Below are 21,151 nucleotides of genomic sequence, written 5' to 3' on the forward strand. Positions count from 1 at the left end.
TGGACAACGGAGCGGCTTATATTGGCGGACGAAACGAGCTTGGACATCATGGTGAGACCCGACCCTGAAGCGGGACGTCGCGCATGACCGCCTATATTCTTCGGCGTCTGCTGCTGATGATCCCGACTATGATCGGCATCATGGGCATCTCCTTCATCGTCATCCAGTTCGCCCCCGGCGGCCCGGTCGAACAGGTCATCGCGCAGCTGAGCGGTCAGGGCGACAGCGCTGACGCTCGTCTGTCTGGCGGCGGCGATATGCTGAACCAGTCGGTCGGAACGGAGGAGGGCGGGTCCCGTTATCGCGGCGCCCAGGGCCTCGATCCGGAACTGATCGCCAAACTCGAAAAGCAGTTCGGCTTCGACAAGCCGCCGCTCGAGCGCTTCCTCGAAATGATGTGGAATTACATTCGCTTCGATTTCGGCGAAAGTTTCTTCCGCAACACGTCCGTCATCGACCTGATCATCGAAAAGATGCCGGTGTCGATCTCGCTCGGCCTCTGGGTGCTGCTGATCTCTTATGCGATCTCCATCCCGCTTGGGATCCGGAAGGCCGTCTCTGACGGCTCCCGTTTTGATGTCTGGACTTCAGGCGTCATCGTTATCGGTTATGCCGTCCCGGGCTTCCTCTTCGGCATCCTTCTGATCGTCCTTTTTGCCGGCGGCTCTTTCTTCGACTGGTTCCCGCTTCGGGGTCTCACCTCCGACAATTTCGCCGAACTCTCCTGGTGGGAGAAGGTCATCGACTACTTCTGGCATCTCGCTTTGCCGCTGACCGCACTCCTGCTCTCGGCCTTTGCAACAACGACGCTGCTCACCAAGAATTCTTTCATCGACGAGATCAAGAAACAGTATGTGGTGACTGCGCGCGCCAAGGGTCTCGGCGAACGCCAGGTGCTCTATGGCCATGTCTTCCGCAACGCCATGCTGATCGTGATTGCCGGGATCCCTGCGGCCTTCATCTCCGCCTTCTTCACCGGTTCGCTGCTGATCGAGAACATTTTCTCGCTCGATGGCCTTGGCCGCCTTGGCTATCTCGCTGTCGTCAACCGCGATTACCCGATCGTCTTCGCCACCCTCTACATTTTCTCGCTGATGGGCCTCGTTGTCGGTCTGATCTCCGACCTGATCTACACTTGGATCGATCCGCGCATCGATTTCGACCGGAGGGATGTCTGATGTCCGCCGTCGATACCACCGCCATCACCCCGCCGAAAAAGACCTGGCTCAAGCCCACCAACGCTCGCCGCCTTGAAAACTTCAAGGCGAACCGGCGCGGCTTCTGGTCCTTCTGGATCTTCATGGTCCTGTTCGTGCTCAGCATGTTTGCCGAGTTCATTGCCAATGACCGGCCAATCATCGCATCCTACAAGGGCGAGATCCTCTTCCCCGTCGTCGTCGATTATCCGGAAGAAAAATTCGGCGGCTTCCTTGCCGTCACCGATTATCGCTCGCCCTTCATCTCAGACGAGATCAACGCCAACGGCTGGATGATCTGGCCGCCGATCCGCTACTCCTACCGCACGGTCAATTCCGAGGTCCCGCATTCGGCACCAACGGCGCCCTTCTGGCTGATGGACAAGGAGACCCGCTGCGCCGCCTATCCGCTGAAGGCAGAAGACCCCAACTGCGTGCTCGGCAACATGAACTGGCTCGGCACAGACGACCAGGCGCGCGACGTCATGGCGCGCATGATCTATGGCTTCCGCATCTCGATCCTCTTCGGGCTCGCACTCACGCTCGCCTCCGCTGCGATCGGGGTGACGGCCGGTGCCGTGCAGGGTTATTTTGGCGGCTGGACCGATCTCCTGATGCAGCGCTTCATCGAGATCTGGTCGTCCATGCCGGTCCTCTACATTCTCTTGATCATCGCAGCCATCCTGCCGCCCGGCTTCTTCGTCCTGCTCGGCATCATGCTGCTCTTCTCCTGGGTCGGTTTCGTCGGCATCGTTCGCGCCGAGTTCCTGCGCGCGCGAAACTTCGAATATGTGAATGCGGCCCGCGCCCTTGGTGTCGGCAACTGGACCATCATGTTCCGCCACCTGCTGCCGAACGCCATGGTCGCGACCCTAACCTTCCTGCCCTTCATCCTCTCCGGCTCGATCACAACGCTCACCTCGCTCGACTTCCTCGGCTTCGGCATGCCCCCCGGCTCGCCCTCGCTCGGCGAACTGATTGCCCAGGGCAAACGCAACCTCCAGGCCCCCTGGCTCGGCCTCACCGCCTTCTTCACAATGTCGATCATGCTGTCGCTGCTGATCTTCGTCGGCGAAGCCGTCCGCGATGCGTTTGATCCGAGGAAGACCTTCCGATGAGCGAACACATGAAGCCTCTGCTCTCCGTGCGCGATCTCTCCGTCGCCTTCCACCAGGGCGGTCGCGAAAGCCTGGCGGTTGATCGCGTCTCCTTCGACATCGGACGTGGCGAGATCGTCGCTTTGGTCGGCGAATCCGGCTCCGGCAAGTCCGTCTCCGCCGCGTCGATCCTGAAGCTCCTGCCTTATCCCGCCGCCAGCCACCCCTCCGGCCAGATCCTTTTCGACGGTCGTGACTTGATGACAGCCAGCGAGCCGGAGCTCCGCTCGGTGCGCGGCAACGACATCACCATGATCTTCCAGGAGCCGATGACGTCGCTCAATCCGCTACACACGATCGAGCGGCAGATCGGCGAGATCCTGGCCCTGCATCAGGGTCTGGAAGGTGATGGCGCGCGTGCCCGGGTGCTTGAACTCCTACATCAAGTCGGCATCCGCGAACCGGAGAAGCGGCTGTCAGCTTTTCCGCATGAGCTCTCCGGCGGCCAGCGCCAGCGCGTGATGATCGCCATGGCGCTTGCCAACCGCCCCAAGCTCCTGATCGCCGACGAGCCGACCACCGCACTCGACGTCACGGTCCAGGCCCAGATCCTCGAACTCCTGGGCCGTCTGAAGTCCGAGCATGGCATGTCGATGCTTTTCATCACCCACGATCTCGGCATTGTCCGCAAGTTTGCCGATCGCGTCTGCGTCATGACCAAGGGTGAGATCGTCGAGGCGGGCGCGGTCGAAGAGATTTTCGAGCGTCCGCAGCATCCCTATACGAAGAAGCTGCTCGCCTCCGAGCCACGCGGCGAACCGCCGTTGCTGGACGAGACAAAGCCCATTGTCATGCAGGGCGAAGACATCCGTGTCTGGTTCCCGATCAAGGCCGGGTTCCTGCGCCGCACCGTCGACCACGTGAAGGCGGTTGACGGCGTTGACCTCACGCTCAGAGCCGGCCAGACACTCGGCGTCGTCGGCGAATCCGGCTCGGGCAAGACCACACTTGGCCTTGCACTTTCGCGCCTCATCTCGTCAAAGGGCCGCATCAGTTTCATCGGCAAGGACATCCACGCCTTCTCCTACAGCGAAATGCGCCCCTTGCGAGATCGCCTTCAGATCGTCTTCCAGGATCCCTTCGGCTCGCTCAGTCCCCGCATGTCGGTGGGCGAGATCATCGCCGAAGGACTGAAGGTCCACGAAAAGCAGCTCACGGCGGAGGAGCGCGACAGCCGCGTTGCCTGGGCACTCGAAGAAGTCGGCCTCGATCCCGCAACTCGCTGGCGCTACCCGCATGAATTCTCCGGCGGCCAGCGCCAGCGCATCGCAATTGCCCGAGCCATGGTTCTGAAACCCCGTTTCGTCATGCTCGACGAACCGACGTCCGCCCTCGACATGACGGTGCAGGCTCAGGTCGTCGATCTCCTGCGCGACCTGCAAGCTAAGCACGACCTCGCCTATCTCTTCATCAGCCATGACCTGAAGGTGGTGAAGGCTCTCGCCAACGAGCTGATCGTCATGCGCGGCGGCAAGGTAGTCGAAAAGGGGCCCGCAGCAGAAGTCTTTGCCGCCCCGAAGGCCGATTACACCCGCGCCCTGATGGCCGCCGCGTTCAATCTTGAAGCCGTCGAGGCCGGCGGCATCCGCCAATAATGTGAGTTCCCCATGTCCGACAAACGCCCTGTTGTCATCGACCTCCGCTTCGCGCGCGAAAGCGTGGTGTCCGCCCTCCGGTCCGCCTTCAAGGATCGACCTGTCATCGACATGGGCGACCCGGCAAATGCAGATCGGGACCTCACCGATGCCGAATTCGCCGTCGTCTGGAAGCCGGACCCGGCATTGTTCCAGCGGGCGTCTGGCTTGAAGGCCATCTTCTCCGGTGGCGCGGGCGTCGATCACATCCTCTCGGCCTATGAACTGCCGGACCTCCCCATCATCCGATTCGTCGATCGCAGCCTGACGGACCGCATGAGCGAATGGGTCGTCTGGCAATGCCTTCACCACCTGCGCGACGGCATCGCCTATGCCGGCCAGCAGCGAGATCGCATTTGGCACGAGATCGCCGATCAGCCCGAGGCCCGAGACGTCACCGTCGGCGTCATGGGCCTTGGCGTCCTCGGGGCGGACGCCGTCCGCAAGCTCAAGGTCATGGGCTTCGATGTCATTGGCTGGTCGCGTCGACCGAAGGCAATCGACGGTGTCGAAACCTTCGATGCCTCGAAGCTCGACGCCTTCCTCGGTCGAGCCGACATCCTCGTCGGTCTTCTACCCCTGACGGACGATACCCGCGGCATCTATGATCGCGCTCTCTTCTCCAAGCTTCGCCGTACCGGCGCCTTAGGCGGCCCGGTTTTCCTCAATGCCGGCCGTGGCGGCAGCCAGAAGGAAGCCGAACTGATCGAGTGCCTGACCGACGGAACGCTGAAGGCAGCATCCCTGGACGTGTTCGAAAAAGAGCCGCTTGCCGCTGATAGCCCACTCTGGTCCATGCCCAATGTGATCGTCACGCCTCACGCGGCAGCGGCGTCCGATGTCCGCGCCCTTTGCCGCCATGTGGAAGCGCAGATCGTTCGCCTGGAGGCCGGCAATCCTCTGGAATTCGTCGTCGACCGCACGTCCGGATACTGAGCAACGGCTGAATTCGCGGAACAAACCGCGATAGCCCCCGTTTGTCCTGATGAAAAGCGCCTTGAGCGCCTCGGAACAATGGGAGCATCACCATGAGCAACAGAACCGATATGCCCGACACGACCGACCGTCGGACCCGTGGCCTGAAGCCCGAGCCCATGACCCCGGTCGAGGCCCGCCAGGGCTTTCGCGGCAAACCCGTCCTGATCGTCCTTCTCGGCGGACTAATCCTCGCCATGCTGGTCTGGATCCCGGCGGAATGGTGGGGCAATTCGATTGCCCCTGATAACCCGGCCAATGAGTCGCAGCAGACGGCTCCGGCTCCATCTCCGGGCGGCACGGCCAGCGAAGGCCAAAACATGCCGCAGTCTAACCCCACCCCGGGCCAGTAATTGCAACCTGTCCGATGAGTGCACCTCGCTCACTGGACAATCTGAAATCGATTGCCGATAACTGCTGCGGAAGCGACCGAAGATTCCGGTCGCTCGCCGCAGCGACTGCTGCGGGTGGGAAGGCAGTGGATTATGACCAAGACAGATATCGCGACCAGGGTCTACAATCACACCTGGAAGCTTGATCCCATCATCCGCAGCCTCATAGACACCGACTTCTACAAGCTCTTGATGCTTCAGATGATCTGGAAGCTCTATCCGGAAGTCAACGCAACCTTCACGCTGATCAACCGCACCACCTCGGTCCGTCTCGCCGATGAGATCGACGAGCAGGAGTTGCGCGATCAGCTGGATCACGTTCGATCGCTGCGTTTGACCAAGAAGGAAATGATCTGGCTTGCGGGTAACACCTTTTATGGCCGGGCCCAGATCTTTGAACCGGAATTCCTCGCCTGGCTCGGCAATCTCCAGCTCCCAGAATATGAGCTCGCCAAGCGCGACGGCCAATATGAGCTGACCTTCCATGGCAGCTGGATGGAGACGACGCTCTGGGAAATCCCGGCACTTGCCATCATCAACGAGTTGCGCTCGCGCGCTGCCATGCGCAGCCTCGGCTATTTCACACTCGACGTGCTCTATGCACGCGCCAAGGCCAAGATGTGGTCCAAGGTCGAGCGCCTGCGTGAGCTTCCTGGCCTGCGCATTTCCGATTTCGGCACCCGCCGCCGCCACAGCTTCCTCTGGCAGCGCTGGTGCGTCGATGCCCTGAAGGAAGGCATCGGTCCAGCTTTTACCGGCACCAGCAATGTCCTGCTGGCCATGGATTCTGATCTCGAAGCGGTCGGTACCAACGCTCACGAACTGCCAATGGTCGTCGCGGCACTTGCCAAGACTGACGAACAGTTGGCAGCAGCACCCTATCAGGTCCTGAAAGACTGGAATCGTCTCTACGGCGGCAACCTTTTGATCGTTCTTCCCGATGCTTATGGCACCACATCCTTCCTGGAGCACGCGCCGGAATGGGTGGCAGACTGGACGGGCTTCCGCCCAGACAGCGCGCCGCCGATCGAGGGTGGTGAGAAGATCATCGACTGGTGGAAAAAGATGGGCCGCGATCCGCGCAAGAAGCTGCTGATCTTCTCCGACGGCCTCGATGTCGATGCGATCATCGACACTTACCGACATTTCGCCGGTCGCGTGCGCATGTCCTTTGGCTGGGGCACCAATCTCACCAATGATTTCGCAGGCTGCGCGCCCGTGGAAATCGCCGGCCTGAAGCCGATCTCGATCGTCTGCAAGGTGTCGGAAGCCAACGGCCGTCCGGCCGTGAAGCTCTCGGACAATCCGCGCAAGGCGACCGGAGATCCGGCGGAAGTCGATCGTTACCTGCGCTTCTTCGGGTCGAAGGACCGCGTCGAGCAGGCCGTGCTCGTCTGACCATTTCCCTTTGATGCTTGATACCGAGTCTCGATGATAGAGACTTGGTATTAGCAGTCTTGCATCCGCCCCTTTCGCGATGCAGTCTGATCGCTGCGGGAGGGAGCCCGCGATCTGCAAGGGAGGAATGCTGCATGGACATGCAAGGCAGCGAGCGCATAGAGGCGCCGGTTGAGACCGTATGGCAGGCCCTGAACGACCCCGAGATACTCCGCCAATCGATCCCCGGCTGCGAAAGCCTGGAAAAAACCTCCGACACCCACATGACCGCCAAAGTCGTCCTGAAGATCGGGCCGATCAAGGCAAAGTTCGAAGGTGCTGTCGAACTGCAGAACCTCAACCCGCCGCATTCATACACCATCGCCGGTGAAGGTAAGGGTGGCCTTGCGGGCTTTGCCAAGGGCGGTGCCGACGTCACGCTGGCGTCCGAAGAGGACGGTGCCACTCTACTGACCTATACGGTGAGAGCAGAGGTAGGGGGCAAGATCGCTCAGCTCGGAAGCCGCCTGATCGAATCGACGTCGAAAAAACTGGCCGGCGAATTCTTCTCGAACTTCAGCGCCGCCGTCACGGCCGGTGACGTAAAGGCCGAGGCTTGACCGCACGTCGGCAATACGGTGAAAGCCCTGCGCAAGGAAAGATCATCATCGTGGAACCAGCCGAGATGATTCGGCCTTAAGGGGACATGACGATGAACGAAGGACCTGATCAGTATTTCGAGCAGCAGGACATGGCAGTCAAGCTGATGCTTCTCGAGAACAAATCCGACGAACTGACGGATATCCTGGTGGAAGCGCTGCAGGATGCGCTGAAGCTCCTCGAAGAGGAACTCGCGACCGTTCACTGACCTTGCGCGACCGGTGGCTCAGAACCGGTCGGACACCTGGATGCCAGCGGGGCCCAGAATGACGGCGATCAGTACGGGCAGGAAGAACAGGATCATTGGAACGGTGAGCTTCGGAGGCAGGGCTGCGGCCTTCTTCTCCGCCTCGTTCATGCGCTCGTCGCGACCTTCCTGAGCCAGAACGCGCAAGGCCTGCGCCACCGGGGTACCGTATCGATCGGCCTGGATGAGGGCCTGAACCACGTTCCGGACGCCGTCGAGCTGCGTGCGTGTCCCGAGATTTTCGAGAGCCTGCCGCCGATCGGGCAAGAACGACAGTTCGGCCGTCGTCAGCACCATTTCTTCTGCCAGCTCCGGCGACTGCTCGCCGATCTCCTCCGACACGCGTCGCATGGAGGCTTCGAGCGAAATGCCCGATTCGACGCAAATCAGCATCAGGTCAAGCGCATCTGGCCAGGCCCGCTTGATCGACTGTTGCCGCTTGCTGATGCGGTTCGAAATATAGATGTTCGGCAGATAGAAACCGATATAGCCGCCGACGATGGTGGCAAAAAGCCGGATCGGCAGAGGCTTTTCCGCCAGATTTCCCATCACGAAGATCCAGAACGCCGTGAGCGCCAGCGTCGCGAAGGGCAATAGGAAGCGCGCGACCAGAAACACGTTCAGCGCGTTCTGTGATCTGAGGCCGGCTGCCTTCAACTTGTCGACCGTTGTGTCGTCTACAAGCGCTTTGCGCAGGTTGAAGCGCTCCACGAGCTTGAGAGCCGACTTGTTGTTTGTCGTTCTGAGCGAAGCGCGGCTCTGTGCGGTTTCCGCATTCAGCTTCGCCCGCTCCCGGGCCCGGATCAGGTCGCGCTCGGTCGAGACGGCGCGCATCCGCTTGTTCAGGTCGCCGCGCTCCAGATAGGGCATCGCGATAGTGTAAAACGTCCCGAAAACCGCGAGCGCCACGAGCACGGCGATCAGCAGGGCGGGATCGGTGACTTGTGCGGCCCAGTCTTCCGTCATCGCGTCCGTTCCTCAGATCTCGAAGTTGATCATGTTGCGCATCACAAGTAGCCCGATGCTCATCCAGACCGCCGAGAAGCCGAGGATCAGATGTCCGCGGGAATCGGTGAAGAGGATCATGATGTAGGCTGGCGACGTCAGGTAGACGAGAAGCGCCACGATAAAGGGCAGGGCGCCGATGATTGCAGCCGAAGCCTTCGCTTCCATCGAAAGCGCATTGACCTTGGCCTTCATCTTCTTGCGATCGCGCAGCACGCGGGAAAGGTTCGACAGGGCTTCCGAAAGGTTGCCGCCCGCCTGCCCCTGGATGGCGATGACGATGGAAAAGAAGCTCACTTCGTTGAGCGGCATGGTCTGGTGCATGCGGGCGACTGAATCGGGCACGCTGAGACCAAGCTGTTGCGACTCGACCATGCGACGAAATTCGGCCTTGACCGGCTCCTGACCATCCGAGGCGATCATCCGGATCGCATCATTCAACGGGAGGCCGGACCGGATCGAACGCACCATGACGTCGAGCGAGTTCGGAAATTCCTCAAGAAACTTCTTCTGCCGTCGGCTGACGAGAAATCCGACGATCCAGCGCGGCAAACCGAGGCCCGCAACGAAGGAGGCGCCGGCCATCACGAGCGGCGGCATGCCGGAAAGGAAGGTCATTGCGAGCACGACAAGACCGAGAACCGCGCTCATCAGATAGAACTGTGTCAACGTCACCGACAGGCCGGACTGCGCCAGCTTGGCTTTCAGGCTCGTGGCATTGGCCTTCTTAGTTTTCTCCTGCTGCTGCTTCTTTTCCAGCTCTTTCAGAGAATCCTGGACCGACTTACGGCGTTTGGAGACTTCCTGCACGCGGTCGCGTGCGGCCTTCATCTGATTGGTGTCCGTCTCGGCGGACCTGACGCGGTTGATGCGGCTTGACGTCTTCTTGTCGGTTTCGATCCGCGAAAAGAGCACACCATAAGCCACTGCACCGGTCGAGACGGCGACCAGGAGCACAATGGCGATAATGGTGGGATCGATGCCGAACATATTGGTTAGATCCCCTTCGACTTCTGTTCCATCGTATCCAGAGCGGCCGCCAGACGCCGATCCTCGTTGTAGTAACGGGCGCGATCCCAGAAATGCGGCTTGCCGATGCCGGTCGACATGTGCCGGCCGATGATCTTGCCGCCGGCGTCTTCGCCGTCGATCTCGTAGCGCATCAGGTCCTGAGTGATGATCACATCGCCTTCCATCCCGATCACCTCGGTGATGTGGGTGATGCGGCGCGAACCGTCGCGCAGGCGTGCCGCCTGGATGATGACGTCGATCGAGCCGGAGATGATTTCGCGGACGGTCTTGGCCGGCAGCGAGAAGCCGCCCATGGCGATCATCGATTCCATACGGCTCAGGCATTCGCGCGGCGTGTTGGCGTGGATCGTACCCATCGAGCCGTCGTGGCCGGTGTTCATCGCCTGAAGAAGGTCGAAAACTTCAGGTCCGCGCACTTCACCGACGATGATGCGTTCCGGACGCATACGCAGGCAGTTCTTCACGAGGTCACGCATGGTGATCTCGCCTTCGCCTTCGATATTAGGCGGACGCGTTTCAAGACGCACGACATGCGGCTGCTGCAGCTGAAGTTCAGCCGTATCTTCGCAGGTGATGATGCGCTCGTCCGAATCGATGAAACCGGTAAGGCAGTTGAGAAGCGTTGTCTTACCCGAGCCGGTACCGCCAGAGATGACGACATTGCAGCGTACGCGGCCGATGATCTGCAGGACCTCGGCACCTTCCGGGGTGATCGCCCCGAACTTGACGAGCTGAGCGAGGTTCAGCTTGTCCTTCTTGAACTTACGAATGGTGAGTGCTGGCCCGTCGATCGCAAGCGGCGGAGCGATGACGTTCACACGCGAACCGTCGGGAAGACGCGCGTCGCAGATCGGGCTGGATTCATCGACGCGGCGGCCGACCTGGCTGACGATACGCTGGCAGATCGACAGAAGCTGCGAATTGTCGCGGAAGCGGATCTCCGACTCGATCGTCTTTCCACCGACTTCGATGAAGGTCTGGCCAGCCCCGTTGACCATGATATCGGCGATATCGTCGCGTGCCAGCAGTGGCTCGAGCGGACCATAGCCCAGAACGTCGTTACAGATGTCCTCGAGCAGCTCTTCCTGCTCGGAGATCGACATCGCGAAATTTTTGATCGTGATGATGTCGTTGACGATATCGCGGATTTCTTCGCGCGCGCTTTCGCCATCGAGCTTGGCCAACTGCGACAGGTCGATCGTGTCGATCAGCGCCGAAAACACCTGGCTCTTGGTGTCGTAATAATCTTCCGTCCGCGGTGGCTTCTTGCGGCTCGGGGTCTGCATCGAAGGCGGTGTCACCTGCTGCCGGTTGCTGACCTCAGGGCTGCCAGGCTCGATCAGCGTGCTGGAGCGTGCCGCAGGCGCGGCAGCAGCCGGCTGTGCGGGGATCGTGCCGATACCCGCCCCACCTTTGCCGAAACCGTCGTTTCCGCGTTTGCCAAACATGAGCTCTACCTGTTCCTGTTACGGGTCTACTTCTTGCGCAGTTTCTCGATGAACGAGCCGAGTCCCGCCTTCTTGGGCTTCTTGATCGTCGCGCGGCCCGTCACGAGATGGGCAAGCTGCGAGAAGGTCTCCGCCGTCGGCGACTTCGCATCCATTTCGCTGATCATCCGACCACTATTGGCTGCCGTGCCGAAAAGCTGCGCGTCAAAGGGAATGATCGCGACCGGCTCAAGCTCGAGCGGTTCGAAGAAATCAGACGGCGCGATCTCCGGCCGCTTCGGCATCCCCACCTGATTGAGGATCAGATGCGGCGGCTTGTCCTGCGGCCTCAGCTTCTTCAGCGCGTCGATCATGTTCTTCATGTTGCGCAGGTTGGCGAGGTCGGGCGCACAGGTAATGACGATCTCGTCGACATCGGCCAGCACCGCCCGCGTCCAGTCCGCCCAGGTGTGCGGCAGGTCGAGCACGGTCACCGGCGCGCTGCGCTGGAGAACATCGAGGATCGGTTGGAAGGCCCCACGCTCGTAGTCATAGCCGCGGTCGAGCATCGAAGGTGCCGCGAGCAGCGAAAGGTTCTGACCGCATTTCGTCAGCAGGCGGTCGAGGAACACCTCGTCCAATCGCTCCGGCGAAAACACGGCTTCCGCCATGCCCTGGGCTGGATCCTGGTCGAAGTCGATATTCGCGGTGCCGAAGGGAAGATCGAGGTCGGCGAGAACAGTTTCGGTCGAAAACAGCGAGGAGATGCCGAAGGCACAGTTATGCGCGATAGTCGAGGAACCCACGCCGCCCTTGGCGCCGATGAAGGCAATGCTGCGACCGAGCGGCTCAGCCTCGGGATCAACGAAGATCGAGGCAATCGCGCCCATCATGTCGGCCATGCTGAAGGGTGCTACGATGTATTCCGAAATGCCGCTGCGGATGAGTTCGCGATAGAGCGCGATATCGTTGTGGCGACCGACCACGATGACGCGAGAACTCGGGTCGCAGACCTCGGCCAGAGGTGCGAGTTCGCTCAAGAGATCACGTGGCGCCGCATCCGTCTCCAAAATGATCAGGTTCGGCGTCGGCGTCGACGAGAACATGTTCGCCGCAGCAGAGATATTGCCATGCGTAACGCGCATGCTGACGCGCGCCATGCGCCGATCGCCTGCGCATTGCTCCATCGTCCGATGCACCGTCTCGCTGATGCAGAAGGCATGGATGGAAATGCGTGGCAGTGGCCGCAGGTTCTCGACGTCTCCAGCCGTAACGGTCGCGGAAGCCCCGTGATATCCGTCATTGGTATCGCCGATGTCATAATCGATCGCGTTCATGCTCTCATCCCGTCCTCTTGGACCGCTGCCGCATCAGTTGGTGGAGGTGTCACTTCCGTCGCGATAGAGACCGATGACGGTCGACCGCCGGGTCGCGTCGATCGGTGCCATATCGCGGGGGGTAACGAGATCCATCGGATTGGCAATCTGAGCGGCGAGGTTGCTCTGCGTCGCGCAGCCGAAATTGTGGTAGTTCTTGTTGCTGAAGGTGTTGTTCTGCAGATCCTCGGGCCACTCGCCGCAAGGGTTGGTCATCGCCGTGATCGCCACATAGCTGATCCGCACCGGTGCGGCATTGCTGTTCGCCTCAGCCTGATACGAGGTCTCGATGATCCGGTTCGAAGGCACGCCGCGGGTGGTCAGAACCTGACGGATCTGCTTGCGCATGGCAGAGGCCGCACCGGAATTCGGCGAACCGTGCGGAATCATGACCTGGATCGTACCCGTAGAGGCCGAGAGGTAGTCTGCGGCAAAGCCTGCAATCGAATCCTGCACGCTCACTGTCAGCCTGTGGTCGCCGGAAGCGATCGGAACGTCGAGCGTGTGCTCGACCTCGCTCAGCATGATCGGATGGCGCGTGCGGTAGTCGTCCGGAACGGCCGATGTCGACATCTGATCCTTCATGCTGCCGCAGCCGGAAAGCACGGCGGCCGAGCCGATGATCAGGCTGGAAAGAACGAGACGCTGGAATGACTGACGTGCGGATGCCATGGCTGGCCGACTTTCCCTGACTTGACGTGCCGAGTGTTTCATCACGATCCTCGCGCCGTTCACTTGTAGATGAAGCCTACCGCGCCATGGTATTGGCCGGTCGGTTCGCTGTTCTCGCGGCGGCCATAGACCTTGTTCACCTTGTTCAGGAAGAAGGTCGCACCGTCGTTCTCGGGGTTGAAATTGTCATCCGGGCGCGACAGCGCGCCGCGCGCCACAGGCCGCACCAGATAGGGCGTCGCAATGATGACGAGTTCGGTCTCGTTGCGCTGGAAGTCCTTGCTTCGGAAAAGCGTGCCCAGCACCGGAACCTTGGAAAGGCCCGGCAGGCCCGACATTGCCTGGCGGATATTGTCCTGCACGAGACCGGCAATCACGATCGAACCACCGGACGGCAGTTCCACTGTTGTCGACGCTTCGCGCTTGCGGATCGAGAGATAGGTCGAACCAGGAATCTGGTTCAGGATGTTGCCCGTCACCTGGGATGCTTCCCAGGTGGGTTCCGAGACATTGGTCTCGATCTGCAGGCTGATGCGGCCGGGGGCGAGCACCACAGGGCGGAAGTTCAGCTCGATCCCGTAGTCGACCGACTGTGTCGTGCGGTCGATGGATATGCCCTCTTCGTCGCTGGTTACTTCTTGCTGACCGGCGAGTCGGAACTCACCGCCGACATAGAACTTTGCCGGCTCACCCGAAATCGCTGTGAGGCTCGGCTCTGCGAGCGTCCGCATGACGCCGGCCTGTTCCATGGCATTGATGTAGGTATTGATCCCGAGGCTGCCGATGCCTGCGGAAATCGTGGCAGTACCGGTCGGATCGATCGCATTGCCGAGGTTCGAAGGGTTGGCGTAGCTGATGCCCGTCGAGCCGTCGGAAATGCTACCCGAGAAGCCGAGCTGCTTCAGCACCTGGCGGCTCACTTCCGCCACGGTGACCTTGAGCGTCACCTGATCCTCACCCTCGATTGTCAGGAGGTTGACGATCTGTGATGTCTGTCTCTGTTCGGCATAGATCGCGACGGCGCCGTCGCCGCTGCTCTCGCTTGTTGCGGTCGTGTTGCGGGTGGTCGCTTCACCGCCCTTGAGGAAGGCTTCGGCGAGGCTGGCTGCACGAGATGCATCCTGCGGCGTGCGCACTGTGCCTGTCAGCACGATGTTGTCAGAGACAATCTCGACCTTAATGTCGGATTCTGGAATGAAGCGCCGCAAATTGGTTTCAAGGCCCGAGATATCGCGCTCGATCTGGATATCGAGGCTGACGATCTCGTTGCCGTCGGCACCGAAGATGAAGATATTCGTCTGGCCGACCATCTTGCCGAACAGATAGATCCGGCGAGACGAGCGCGTCACGGCGTCGGCCATCACAGGGTCGGCTACGAGGATATCGTGTGCGTCCGCCGGCAAATCGACGACCAGCGCCTTGTTCAGCCCGAGCTTGATGGCCCTGCGTGCGCCAGGGCCTGAATTGGTGATCCGGAGCACCGATTCCTGTGCTGCTTCAGCCGCGGGGAAGGGCGATCCGTGCTTGGAAAACGAGGTCGGTACGCCGCTGATCGCCATGGCAAAGGCAATGCTGGCGGTCAAGGAAACTCGAAGTTGGTGCGTCAGGCTGGCCACGATGCGTCCCCACTCACTGCATGGAATTGGCTGGCGAGGCGGTCGATTTGACGACCTCGCCGGACTTGATGACCTGGATGGTCGGCTGGCCGTCTCCGCCGCTTAACAGATGCTCGGCGGCGGAGGTGTCTTCCTCCTGGGCATCTGCAACGGAACGAAGTGCCAGCGACAGGCGGTCGGCCATCTGCTGGGCAACGGTAATCACTTTGGTCTGGTCCGGTGTCAGCTCCAGCGTCGCGGTCGTGCCGATAACGGATTTGGATCCATCGGGCGCTTCCTCGATTTGCTGGTCGATTGCGAGAACCCGCACGTTGGACAGAACGGTTTCCGTCAGGAAGTTGTCCTCGTCGCCCTTGCGCACCATGATCACGTCGACCCGGTCGTTCGGCAGGATGAAGCCGCCGGCGCCGGTCGCAACCGAGATTTCGGTGGAGACGGCGCGCTTGCCGGAAGGCAGCAGCGCAGAAAGGATGCGGGACGAGGAATCGGCGATCTTTTCCCGGCGCAAGGGTTCGCCCTCGAAGACCGGCAGGCGGACGACGACGCCCGTTAACTCCGTCAGCGCGTCAGGCCGTGTGGAAGACGTGATGAAGCCGTCGACGAGGCTTCCCTCCGGCCAGGGCATCCAGCGCATGGACGTTTCATCGAGCCGGGCACCGACGGGCAAGTTCTTGGCCGAGACCAAAACGTCGATCGTCGGTTCCTTTTCGACGACAGAGTCTTGAACGATAACGGTCTGGTTGCCGCTCAGCCGCATGGCGAGGAGACCGGCCATACCGGCGGCCACGACGGCGACAGCGAGTATGATGAGGCGGGCGGGTTTCATGATCGATCCTCGGGCGACGCAATAGGTTCTGCCGGCAAGATTGATCAGGAATTGGTGTACTTATAGTTAATAAGCCGCTTACAATCGTAGTTAATAGAAGGTTTCTCGCGCGCCCTCAGTGGAGGTTTTGTATCGCGGCCACGACGAGCGGGGAGCTGGGATAGGCAATCAATCCGGCAGCGCCGATGGCGATTGCATAGGGAATTTTGTTCGCGACCATCAGGGTTTGGGGAAGCTTCATCCCGACCGTCGCCAGCTTGTCCCAGTTTGCGCGCAGCAGAATCACGGCAACGGTCAACAGGCCACCGATATATCCCGTGAACGCCAGAAACTCGAAGAGGGACGTGTTGAAACCGAACCACAGTGCCGCCGCGGTCAGGATCTTGGCGTCGCCGCCTCCCATGACATTCAAAGCGAAAAGCGTGAAGCAGACGGCGAAGACCATCAGGGCTGCGGCCAGATGCCAGCCAATCTCGACAAGGCCGAGACCACTGAATGGCATGATCAGGAAAAAGGACGCAGCAAGGATAGCAGGGATCCGGTTGGGGATCTTCATCTCCAGGAAGTCGGTCAACGACGCCAAGACGAGACAGAGCGGAGGAATGAGAAAGACGGCCGCATTATACATGTGAAGCTCCCAGTCAGATCGCCATTCTGGCTGAAATCTGTTTGCAAATGGCAAACGGCGAGGTCCATTGAATGGTCAGAAACTGAAAAAGCCGCCCTGAGGCGGCTTTAACAGACAGTCGATGAGGACCGCTTAGTACTTGGCAGCCGCGTTGGTCATCTTGGTCGAGACCCCAGCGAACGTGTTGTTCAGAGCCGTACCCAGGGTCGTCGCGCCGGTGATGAGCGCTACGGAAATCAGGGCGGCGATCAGGCCGTATTCGATGGCGGTTGCGCCGGACTCGTCCTTGACGAAACGTGCGAAAAGCTTGGTCATGTTATTTCTCCTACTCCGCGAGGTTGATCAGCACTGCCGGCAACTGTTTGCCGTTGCTCGGATGTCGCCAACCTAAACGCCGCCGTGTTGCCATCGACTTAAGAAAAACGGTTAGCAGATCGTGAAACGCCGCTAGCATTCGCCGTGGTAAACGAATGCTGGAGACGACTGTTAAGATGCCGCGAAATGCCCCGGGTTTCCGGCTTTTTGCCTTCCATGACGGCGTATCCGCCGCAGCACGTGCCCGCTTGGCAGACGGGGGCAAGAGCCGAGTTAACAAGTCCTGCCGCTTTATCGTACCGAGATGGCACGGATTGAGGGTTCCAGGCATGTGCTGGCGATGAAAAAGGGGCGCGCGGGCGACGGGACGGGCCCCGAAGTCGGCCTTCTCACCGGTTTAACGCTTCATTCACCTAAAGCCGGCATCCTCACGGCACTTCTTCACGCGCGTATTCCAAAGGCACGTCCATGTCCGATCGTCGTTTCGCCGCTGCCGCAGCCATGATCCTGGCCATTGCCATGGTCGCGCCCGCGCCCACAGCGTATGCGGAGGATGAAGGCATCCTGCGTGTCTATATGAATAGCGCGCGGGTCCTGAAGCTGGATCGCCCCGTGAGCAAGGTTATCGTCGGGAATGCGGAGGTGGCGGATGCCACGGTCGCCGATTCAAAGACGATCGTCTTGACCGGCCGCTCTTACGGAACCACCAACCTCGTCCTGCTCGATGCCGATGGCAATGCGATTGTCGACGAGCGGATCCTCGTGTCCATCGACGAAGCGAGCACCGTCCGCGTGTTCAAGTCGACGGCACGCACCGTCCTTTCCTGCACGCCGAACTGTGAGGAACACGCCCAGACCGGCGCCACTCCGTAACGTTTGCGAGTTTTCGGTTCTGCCGGCTCTGCAAAGTGTAAATATTCGGGAAACGGAAAATCAACATTTGGCCCGTAGCTTCTCCTCATCTTTGAGGGTGAACAAGGCTATGACGAGCCAGCATATCGATCGACATCAAAGGATTGAGCGCATCCGCAGACCACGCTTCCGTCTCTGGCGGAAACTTGCGCGGTCGAGAGATGGCGCGGCTGCCATTGAATTCGCGATCTTGGCGATCCCCTATTTCCTGATCGTCTTCGCGATCATCGAGACCTTTGTTGCCTTTGCCGCCGAGCAGCTTGTGACCAACGCGGTCAATACGCTCGGCCGGCAGCTGCGCACCGGACAGATTACCTACCAGCTAAACCGTGTCGACACGGACATGGATGTGACGAAGTTCCGCAGAGCCTTCTGCAACGAGGTTAACATCATGATCCAGTGCTCGGAGAGTGAAATCACCACGCCGAGCAAGCTCTATATCGATGCCCGGACCTTTGCGAGTTTCGCTGCCATTCCGAAAACCATCCCGCGTGTCTCGACGGCCAGCTACGCCGATATCGATCCGACCAGCTTCAAGTTCACGCCCGGCGGCCCCTCCACGATCAACATGCTGCGCGCCTACTACCGCTGGCAGGTGATCACGGACCTCGTCCGCCCCTACATCACGACCATTCGCCCCGCCGATGGCTCCATGCCGTCAGACTTCCTGATCGTCGCCACCACCGCCTTCCAAAACGAGAACTATCCATGAGCACCAGCGGCCGAGATATGTCCTTGCTGATACGAAGCGCGACCTCTCTGCAGCGCGGCGTGGCGGGTGCTCGAAGCACGTTCAGGCGCTTCCTGCATGACCGGCAGGGCGTCGGAGGCGTGGAATTCGCCATCGTCGCTCCCATGCTCATCGTCCTCTATCTCATGGCTTTTGAACTCACCATGGGTCTTAGCGTCGCCAAAAAGACGTCGATGGCGAGCAGCACCGTGGCCGATCTCGTCGCCCGCCAGGAAAAGGTCAACAAGACCTTCCTCGCCACCATGGCGGATGTCTCCGGAGCCGTCTTCGTTCCCTATCCCTCCAACAATCTCGTCATCAAAGTGAGCGCGATCAAGATCGACTCCGCCAAGGCCCCCAAGGTGGCCTGGTCCTGGTCGACAACCGGAGTGGCGCCCTATGCCGTCGGAACAACGGCTCCCGTGCCCGCCGATATGCTGGTGGCCGATACCTTTCTCATCCGTAGCGAACTCAGCGTCACGCACGAATTGATGATGTACCTGCCCGGCCTGTCCGGTACGCAGGCCAAGAGCCTGACGATCGGCCGAGAGTTCTATTTCCGCCAGCGCCTCGGCACGGAAGTCACCTGCAGCGACTGCTGAGCAGGTTTGCCAAGGCCTTGGACAGGCGCTAAGGATGCTGGCAAAGGCCGGCACACACAGCAACCAGACCCGGCCGTGAGTTGCACATGGCACGCGCTTTCCTCTTCGTTCTCGATTCCTTCGGTATCGGTGGTGCACTCGATGCACCCGCTTATGGTGACGACGGCTCCGATACGCTCGGCCATATCGCCGAATTCTGCGCGGCTGGCGCCGGTGACCGGAAAGGCCTACGCCAGGGCCCACTGGTGCTGCCCAATATGTCGGCACTTGGCCTGCTTGCCGCAGCCAGGCTCTCTACGGGCCGCACGCCGCATGGCATGGCGATCCCGGAACGGGTCTTCGGGTTGCATGGCGCGGCCAGCGAAGTGTCGAAAGGCAAGGATACCCCCTCTGGCCACTGGGAAATCGCTGGAACCCCCGTCATGTTCGATTGGGGCTATTTCCCCGAAGGCGAGGAAGCCTTTCCGGCGGATCTCGTCGAAGCGATCTGTCGTGAGGCAAACCTCCCCGGCATCCTCGGCAATTGCCACGCCTCGGGCACTGAGGTCATTGATCGTTTCGGCGAAGAGCATATCCGCACCGGCAAACCGATCTGCTACACCTCGAGCGATTCCGTCTTCCAGATCGCAGCCCACGAAACCCATTTCGGTCTCGAACGCCTGCTTGAGCTCTGCCAGATCGTTCGCAAACTGCTCGATCCCTTGAACATCGGCCGCGTCATCGCCCGTCCTTTCATCGGCGAAACCGTCCAGACCTTCGAGCGCACCGGCAATCGCCGCGACTATTCCGTCCTGCCACCTGAACCGACGCTGCTCGACCGGCTGGTGGAGGCCGGCCGCAAGGTGCATGCCGTCGGCAAGATCGGCGATATCTTCGCCCACCAGGGCGTCTCCCGTGTCATCAAGGCCAATGGCAATATGGCGCTCATGGACGCGACCTTGAAGGTCATGGATGAGGCGGAAGACGGCGATCTTGTCTTCACCAATTTTGTCGATTTCGACATGCTCTTTGGCCACCGCCGGGATGTGCCGGGTTATGCCGCAGCGCTCGAAGCCTTCGATCGCCGGCTGCCGGAAGTCCATCGCAAGCTGAAGCCCGGGGACATGGTTCTCATGACCGCGGATCACGGCTGTGACCCGACCTGGCGCGGCACCGACCACACCCGCGAGCGTGTACCGATCATGTGCTTTGGTCCCGGTGTGCGCTCGCGCAACATCGGTGTCCGCAACACCTATGCCGATATCGGCGAAACGATCGCGGCGCATCTGGGGATCGCCCCCGGTCGCTATGGACGGAGTTTTCTGTGACGAACCGACTGAAGAAGGCCGAACTGCACTGCCACATCGAGGGGGCGGCCCCGCCGGCGCTTTCGCTGTCCCAGGCGCATAAATACGGCGTGGACCCTGAGACCTTCATGCGCGACGGAACCTATGCCTGGACCGATTTCGCCGAATTCATCAAGGCTTACGACCGGGTCGCCGCTCTCTTCCGCACGGAAGAGGACTACGCACTCCTGACCGAGACCTATCTGCGCGAACTCGCCGACGTTGACACGATTTATAGCGAGATCATCGTCTCGCCCGATCACGGCGACCGGATTGGTCTCGGCGCCGATACCTACCTCGCCGGCATCACCGCCGGCATCAAGGCAGCGAAAGCTGCGACTGGCATCGAAGCCCGCATCATCGTCACGGGCGAGCGCCATTTCGGCCCGGAAAGCGTGATTGCCGCCGCCGAATATGCAGCCCGCAGCAACAACCCGCTCATCACCGGCTTCAACATGGCCGGCGAAGAGCGCATGGGCCGCGTGGCGGATTACGCCCGCGCCTTCGACATCGCCCGCGAGGCCGGCCTCGGCCTCACCATCCATGCTGGTGAAGTCTGTGGCGCTTTCAGCGTCACGGATGCCCTCGACCTCGTCAAACCCGCCCGCATCGGCCATGGCGTCCGCGCCATCGAGGATCCCGAGCTCGTCCGCCGCCTCGTCGATCTCGGAACCGTGCTGGAAGTCTGCCCGGGCTCCAACATCGCACTCAAGGTTTTCCCCGACTTCGCCAGCCATCCGCTGAGGAAATTCCACGAGGCCGGCGTCAGGGTCTGCATCAATTCCGACGATCCACCCTTCTTCGGCACGTCACTCGCCCAGGAATATGACTGGGCGTCGAGCGAATTCGGCTTCACGGATGCTGAGATCAACGGCATGACGCGCACGGCCATTGAGGCCGCCTTCGTCGACGAGGAGACGCGCGCGCGGCTTCTCGCCCGGTTGTGACACCGCAACTGTTGAAGACCGGCCAAAAAGCGGCATCGCTCTTGCGGCCTCTTCAGAGAACGTGAAAATAGAAGCACCTCAGAAAACAAGAAAAGAAGGC

Annotated in this window: 22 protein-coding genes; 13 read left to right on the forward strand and 9 right to left on the reverse strand. The window is 60.7% G+C overall.

Annotation, left to right across the window (positions count from 1 at the left end; genetic code table 11):
• Positions 1 to 83: 83 nt before the first annotated feature.
• The 8 genes from C0V73_RS13875 (at position 84) to C0V73_RS23090 (ending at position 7,599) form a co-directional block, all read left to right on the forward strand.
• A complete protein-coding gene (locus C0V73_RS13875) occupies positions 84 to 1,178 on the forward strand; it encodes a microcin C ABC transporter permease YejB (protein ID WP_102020588.1) in 1,095 nt (364 codons plus the stop codon).
• Positions 1,178 to 2,314, forward strand: coding sequence for an ABC transporter permease (locus C0V73_RS13880; protein WP_102020589.1), 1,137 nt, complete (start codon positions 1,178 to 1,180; stop codon positions 2,312 to 2,314). Before C0V73_RS13875 ends, C0V73_RS13880 begins: the two co-directional genes overlap by 1 nt.
• On the forward strand, positions 2,311 to 3,948 hold the full coding sequence (locus tag C0V73_RS13885; RefSeq protein WP_102020590.1) for an ABC transporter ATP-binding protein: 1,638 nt from the start codon (positions 2,311 to 2,313) through the stop codon (positions 3,946 to 3,948). The genes C0V73_RS13880 and C0V73_RS13885 overlap by 4 nt, the downstream gene beginning before the upstream one ends.
• Positions 3,949 to 3,960: 12 nt before the next feature.
• Positions 3,961 to 4,923 carry a glyoxylate/hydroxypyruvate reductase A gene (locus C0V73_RS13890; protein ID WP_102020591.1) on the forward strand — a complete coding sequence of 321 codons (963 nt, stop codon included), beginning with the start codon at positions 3,961 to 3,963 and terminating at the stop codon, positions 4,921 to 4,923.
• Positions 4,924 to 5,015: 92 nt separating this feature from the next.
• Positions 5,016 to 5,315: a hypothetical protein gene (locus C0V73_RS13895; RefSeq protein ID WP_102020592.1), complete on the forward strand. Its 300-nt coding sequence runs from the start codon at positions 5,016 to 5,018 to the stop codon at positions 5,313 to 5,315.
• Between the two features lie 132 nt (positions 5,316 to 5,447).
• Complete coding sequence (pncB, locus tag C0V73_RS13900) at positions 5,448 to 6,752, forward strand: nicotinate phosphoribosyltransferase (protein WP_102020593.1); 1,305 nt, start codon at positions 5,448 to 5,450, stop codon at positions 6,750 to 6,752.
• 134 nt (positions 6,753 to 6,886) lie between these two features.
• Complete coding sequence (locus C0V73_RS13905; RefSeq protein ID WP_102020594.1) at positions 6,887 to 7,351, forward strand: carbon monoxide dehydrogenase subunit G; 465 nt, start codon at positions 6,887 to 6,889, stop codon at positions 7,349 to 7,351.
• Between the two features lie 92 nt (positions 7,352 to 7,443).
• Positions 7,444 to 7,599: a hypothetical protein gene (locus C0V73_RS23090; protein ID WP_167494934.1), complete on the forward strand. Its 156-nt coding sequence runs from the start codon at positions 7,444 to 7,446 to the stop codon at positions 7,597 to 7,599.
• Between the two features lie 18 nt (positions 7,600 to 7,617).
• On the opposite strand, the gene C0V73_RS13910 is transcribed toward C0V73_RS23090, so the two are convergent.
• From C0V73_RS13910 to C0V73_RS13950, 9 genes are all read right to left on the reverse strand, one after another.
• The gene (locus tag C0V73_RS13910) at positions 7,618 to 8,604 is read right to left on the reverse strand and encodes a type II secretion system F family protein (RefSeq protein WP_102020595.1); all 987 of its coding nucleotides are present in this window, start codon (positions 8,602 to 8,604) and stop codon (positions 7,618 to 7,620) included.
• 12 nt (positions 8,605 to 8,616) lie between these two features.
• Positions 8,617 to 9,633 carry a type II secretion system F family protein gene (locus C0V73_RS13915; RefSeq protein WP_102020596.1) on the reverse strand — a complete coding sequence of 339 codons (1,017 nt, stop codon included), beginning with the start codon at positions 9,631 to 9,633 and terminating at the stop codon, positions 8,617 to 8,619.
• Between the two features lie 5 nt (positions 9,634 to 9,638).
• Entirely contained in the window at positions 9,639 to 11,123 is a 1,485-nt protein-coding gene (locus tag C0V73_RS13920) for a CpaF family protein (protein WP_102020597.1), read from the reverse strand.
• Between the two features lie 26 nt (positions 11,124 to 11,149).
• The gene (locus C0V73_RS13925) at positions 11,150 to 12,439 is read right to left on the reverse strand and encodes a CpaE family protein (protein ID WP_102020598.1); all 1,290 of its coding nucleotides are present in this window, start codon (positions 12,437 to 12,439) and stop codon (positions 11,150 to 11,152) included.
• 33 nt (positions 12,440 to 12,472) lie between these two features.
• Positions 12,473 to 13,150, reverse strand: coding sequence for a CpaD family pilus assembly protein (locus C0V73_RS13930; RefSeq protein WP_102020599.1), 678 nt, complete (start codon positions 13,148 to 13,150; stop codon positions 12,473 to 12,475).
• A 59-nt stretch (positions 13,151 to 13,209) separates the two neighbouring features.
• Positions 13,210 to 14,709, reverse strand: coding sequence for a type II and III secretion system protein family protein (locus C0V73_RS13935; protein ID WP_245407986.1), 1,500 nt, complete (start codon positions 14,707 to 14,709; stop codon positions 13,210 to 13,212).
• A 70-nt stretch (positions 14,710 to 14,779) separates the two neighbouring features.
• The gene (cpaB, locus tag C0V73_RS13940) at positions 14,780 to 15,592 is read right to left on the reverse strand and encodes a Flp pilus assembly protein CpaB (RefSeq protein ID WP_102020601.1); all 813 of its coding nucleotides are present in this window, start codon (positions 15,590 to 15,592) and stop codon (positions 14,780 to 14,782) included.
• 115 nt (positions 15,593 to 15,707) lie between these two features.
• Positions 15,708 to 16,220: a prepilin peptidase gene (locus C0V73_RS13945; RefSeq protein ID WP_102020602.1), complete on the reverse strand. Its 513-nt coding sequence runs from the start codon at positions 16,218 to 16,220 to the stop codon at positions 15,708 to 15,710.
• Between the two features lie 132 nt (positions 16,221 to 16,352).
• Positions 16,353 to 16,535: a Flp family type IVb pilin gene (locus C0V73_RS13950; RefSeq protein ID WP_102020603.1), complete on the reverse strand. Its 183-nt coding sequence runs from the start codon at positions 16,533 to 16,535 to the stop codon at positions 16,353 to 16,355.
• Positions 16,536 to 17,036: 501 nt separating this feature from the next.
• Between C0V73_RS13950 and C0V73_RS13955 the strand changes: the two genes are divergently transcribed.
• From C0V73_RS13955 to C0V73_RS13975, 5 genes are all read left to right on the forward strand, one after another.
• Positions 17,037 to 17,408 carry a pilus assembly protein N-terminal domain-containing protein gene (locus C0V73_RS13955; protein ID WP_102020834.1) on the forward strand — a complete coding sequence of 124 codons (372 nt, stop codon included), beginning with the start codon at positions 17,037 to 17,039 and terminating at the stop codon, positions 17,406 to 17,408.
• A 109-nt stretch (positions 17,409 to 17,517) separates the two neighbouring features.
• The gene (locus C0V73_RS13960) at positions 17,518 to 18,159 is read left to right on the forward strand and encodes a TadE/TadG family type IV pilus assembly protein (RefSeq protein WP_102020604.1); all 642 of its coding nucleotides are present in this window, start codon (positions 17,518 to 17,520) and stop codon (positions 18,157 to 18,159) included.
• The gene (locus C0V73_RS13965) at positions 18,156 to 18,779 is read left to right on the forward strand and encodes a TadE/TadG family type IV pilus assembly protein (RefSeq protein ID WP_245407973.1); all 624 of its coding nucleotides are present in this window, start codon (positions 18,156 to 18,158) and stop codon (positions 18,777 to 18,779) included. The genes C0V73_RS13960 and C0V73_RS13965 overlap by 4 nt, the downstream gene beginning before the upstream one ends.
• Positions 18,780 to 18,865: 86 nt before the next feature.
• Positions 18,866 to 20,086, forward strand: a complete 1,221-nt coding sequence (locus C0V73_RS13970; protein WP_102020605.1) for a phosphopentomutase — start codon at positions 18,866 to 18,868, stop codon at positions 20,084 to 20,086.
• Positions 20,083 to 21,051, forward strand: coding sequence for an adenosine deaminase (locus C0V73_RS13975; RefSeq protein WP_102020606.1), 969 nt, complete (start codon positions 20,083 to 20,085; stop codon positions 21,049 to 21,051). Before C0V73_RS13970 ends, C0V73_RS13975 begins: the two co-directional genes overlap by 4 nt.
• Positions 21,052 to 21,151: the final 100 nt, after the last annotated feature.

It is taken from the genome of Rhizobium sp. TH135 (assembly GCF_002855515.1).
GTDB lineage: Bacteria > Pseudomonadota > Alphaproteobacteria > Rhizobiales > Rhizobiaceae > Allorhizobium.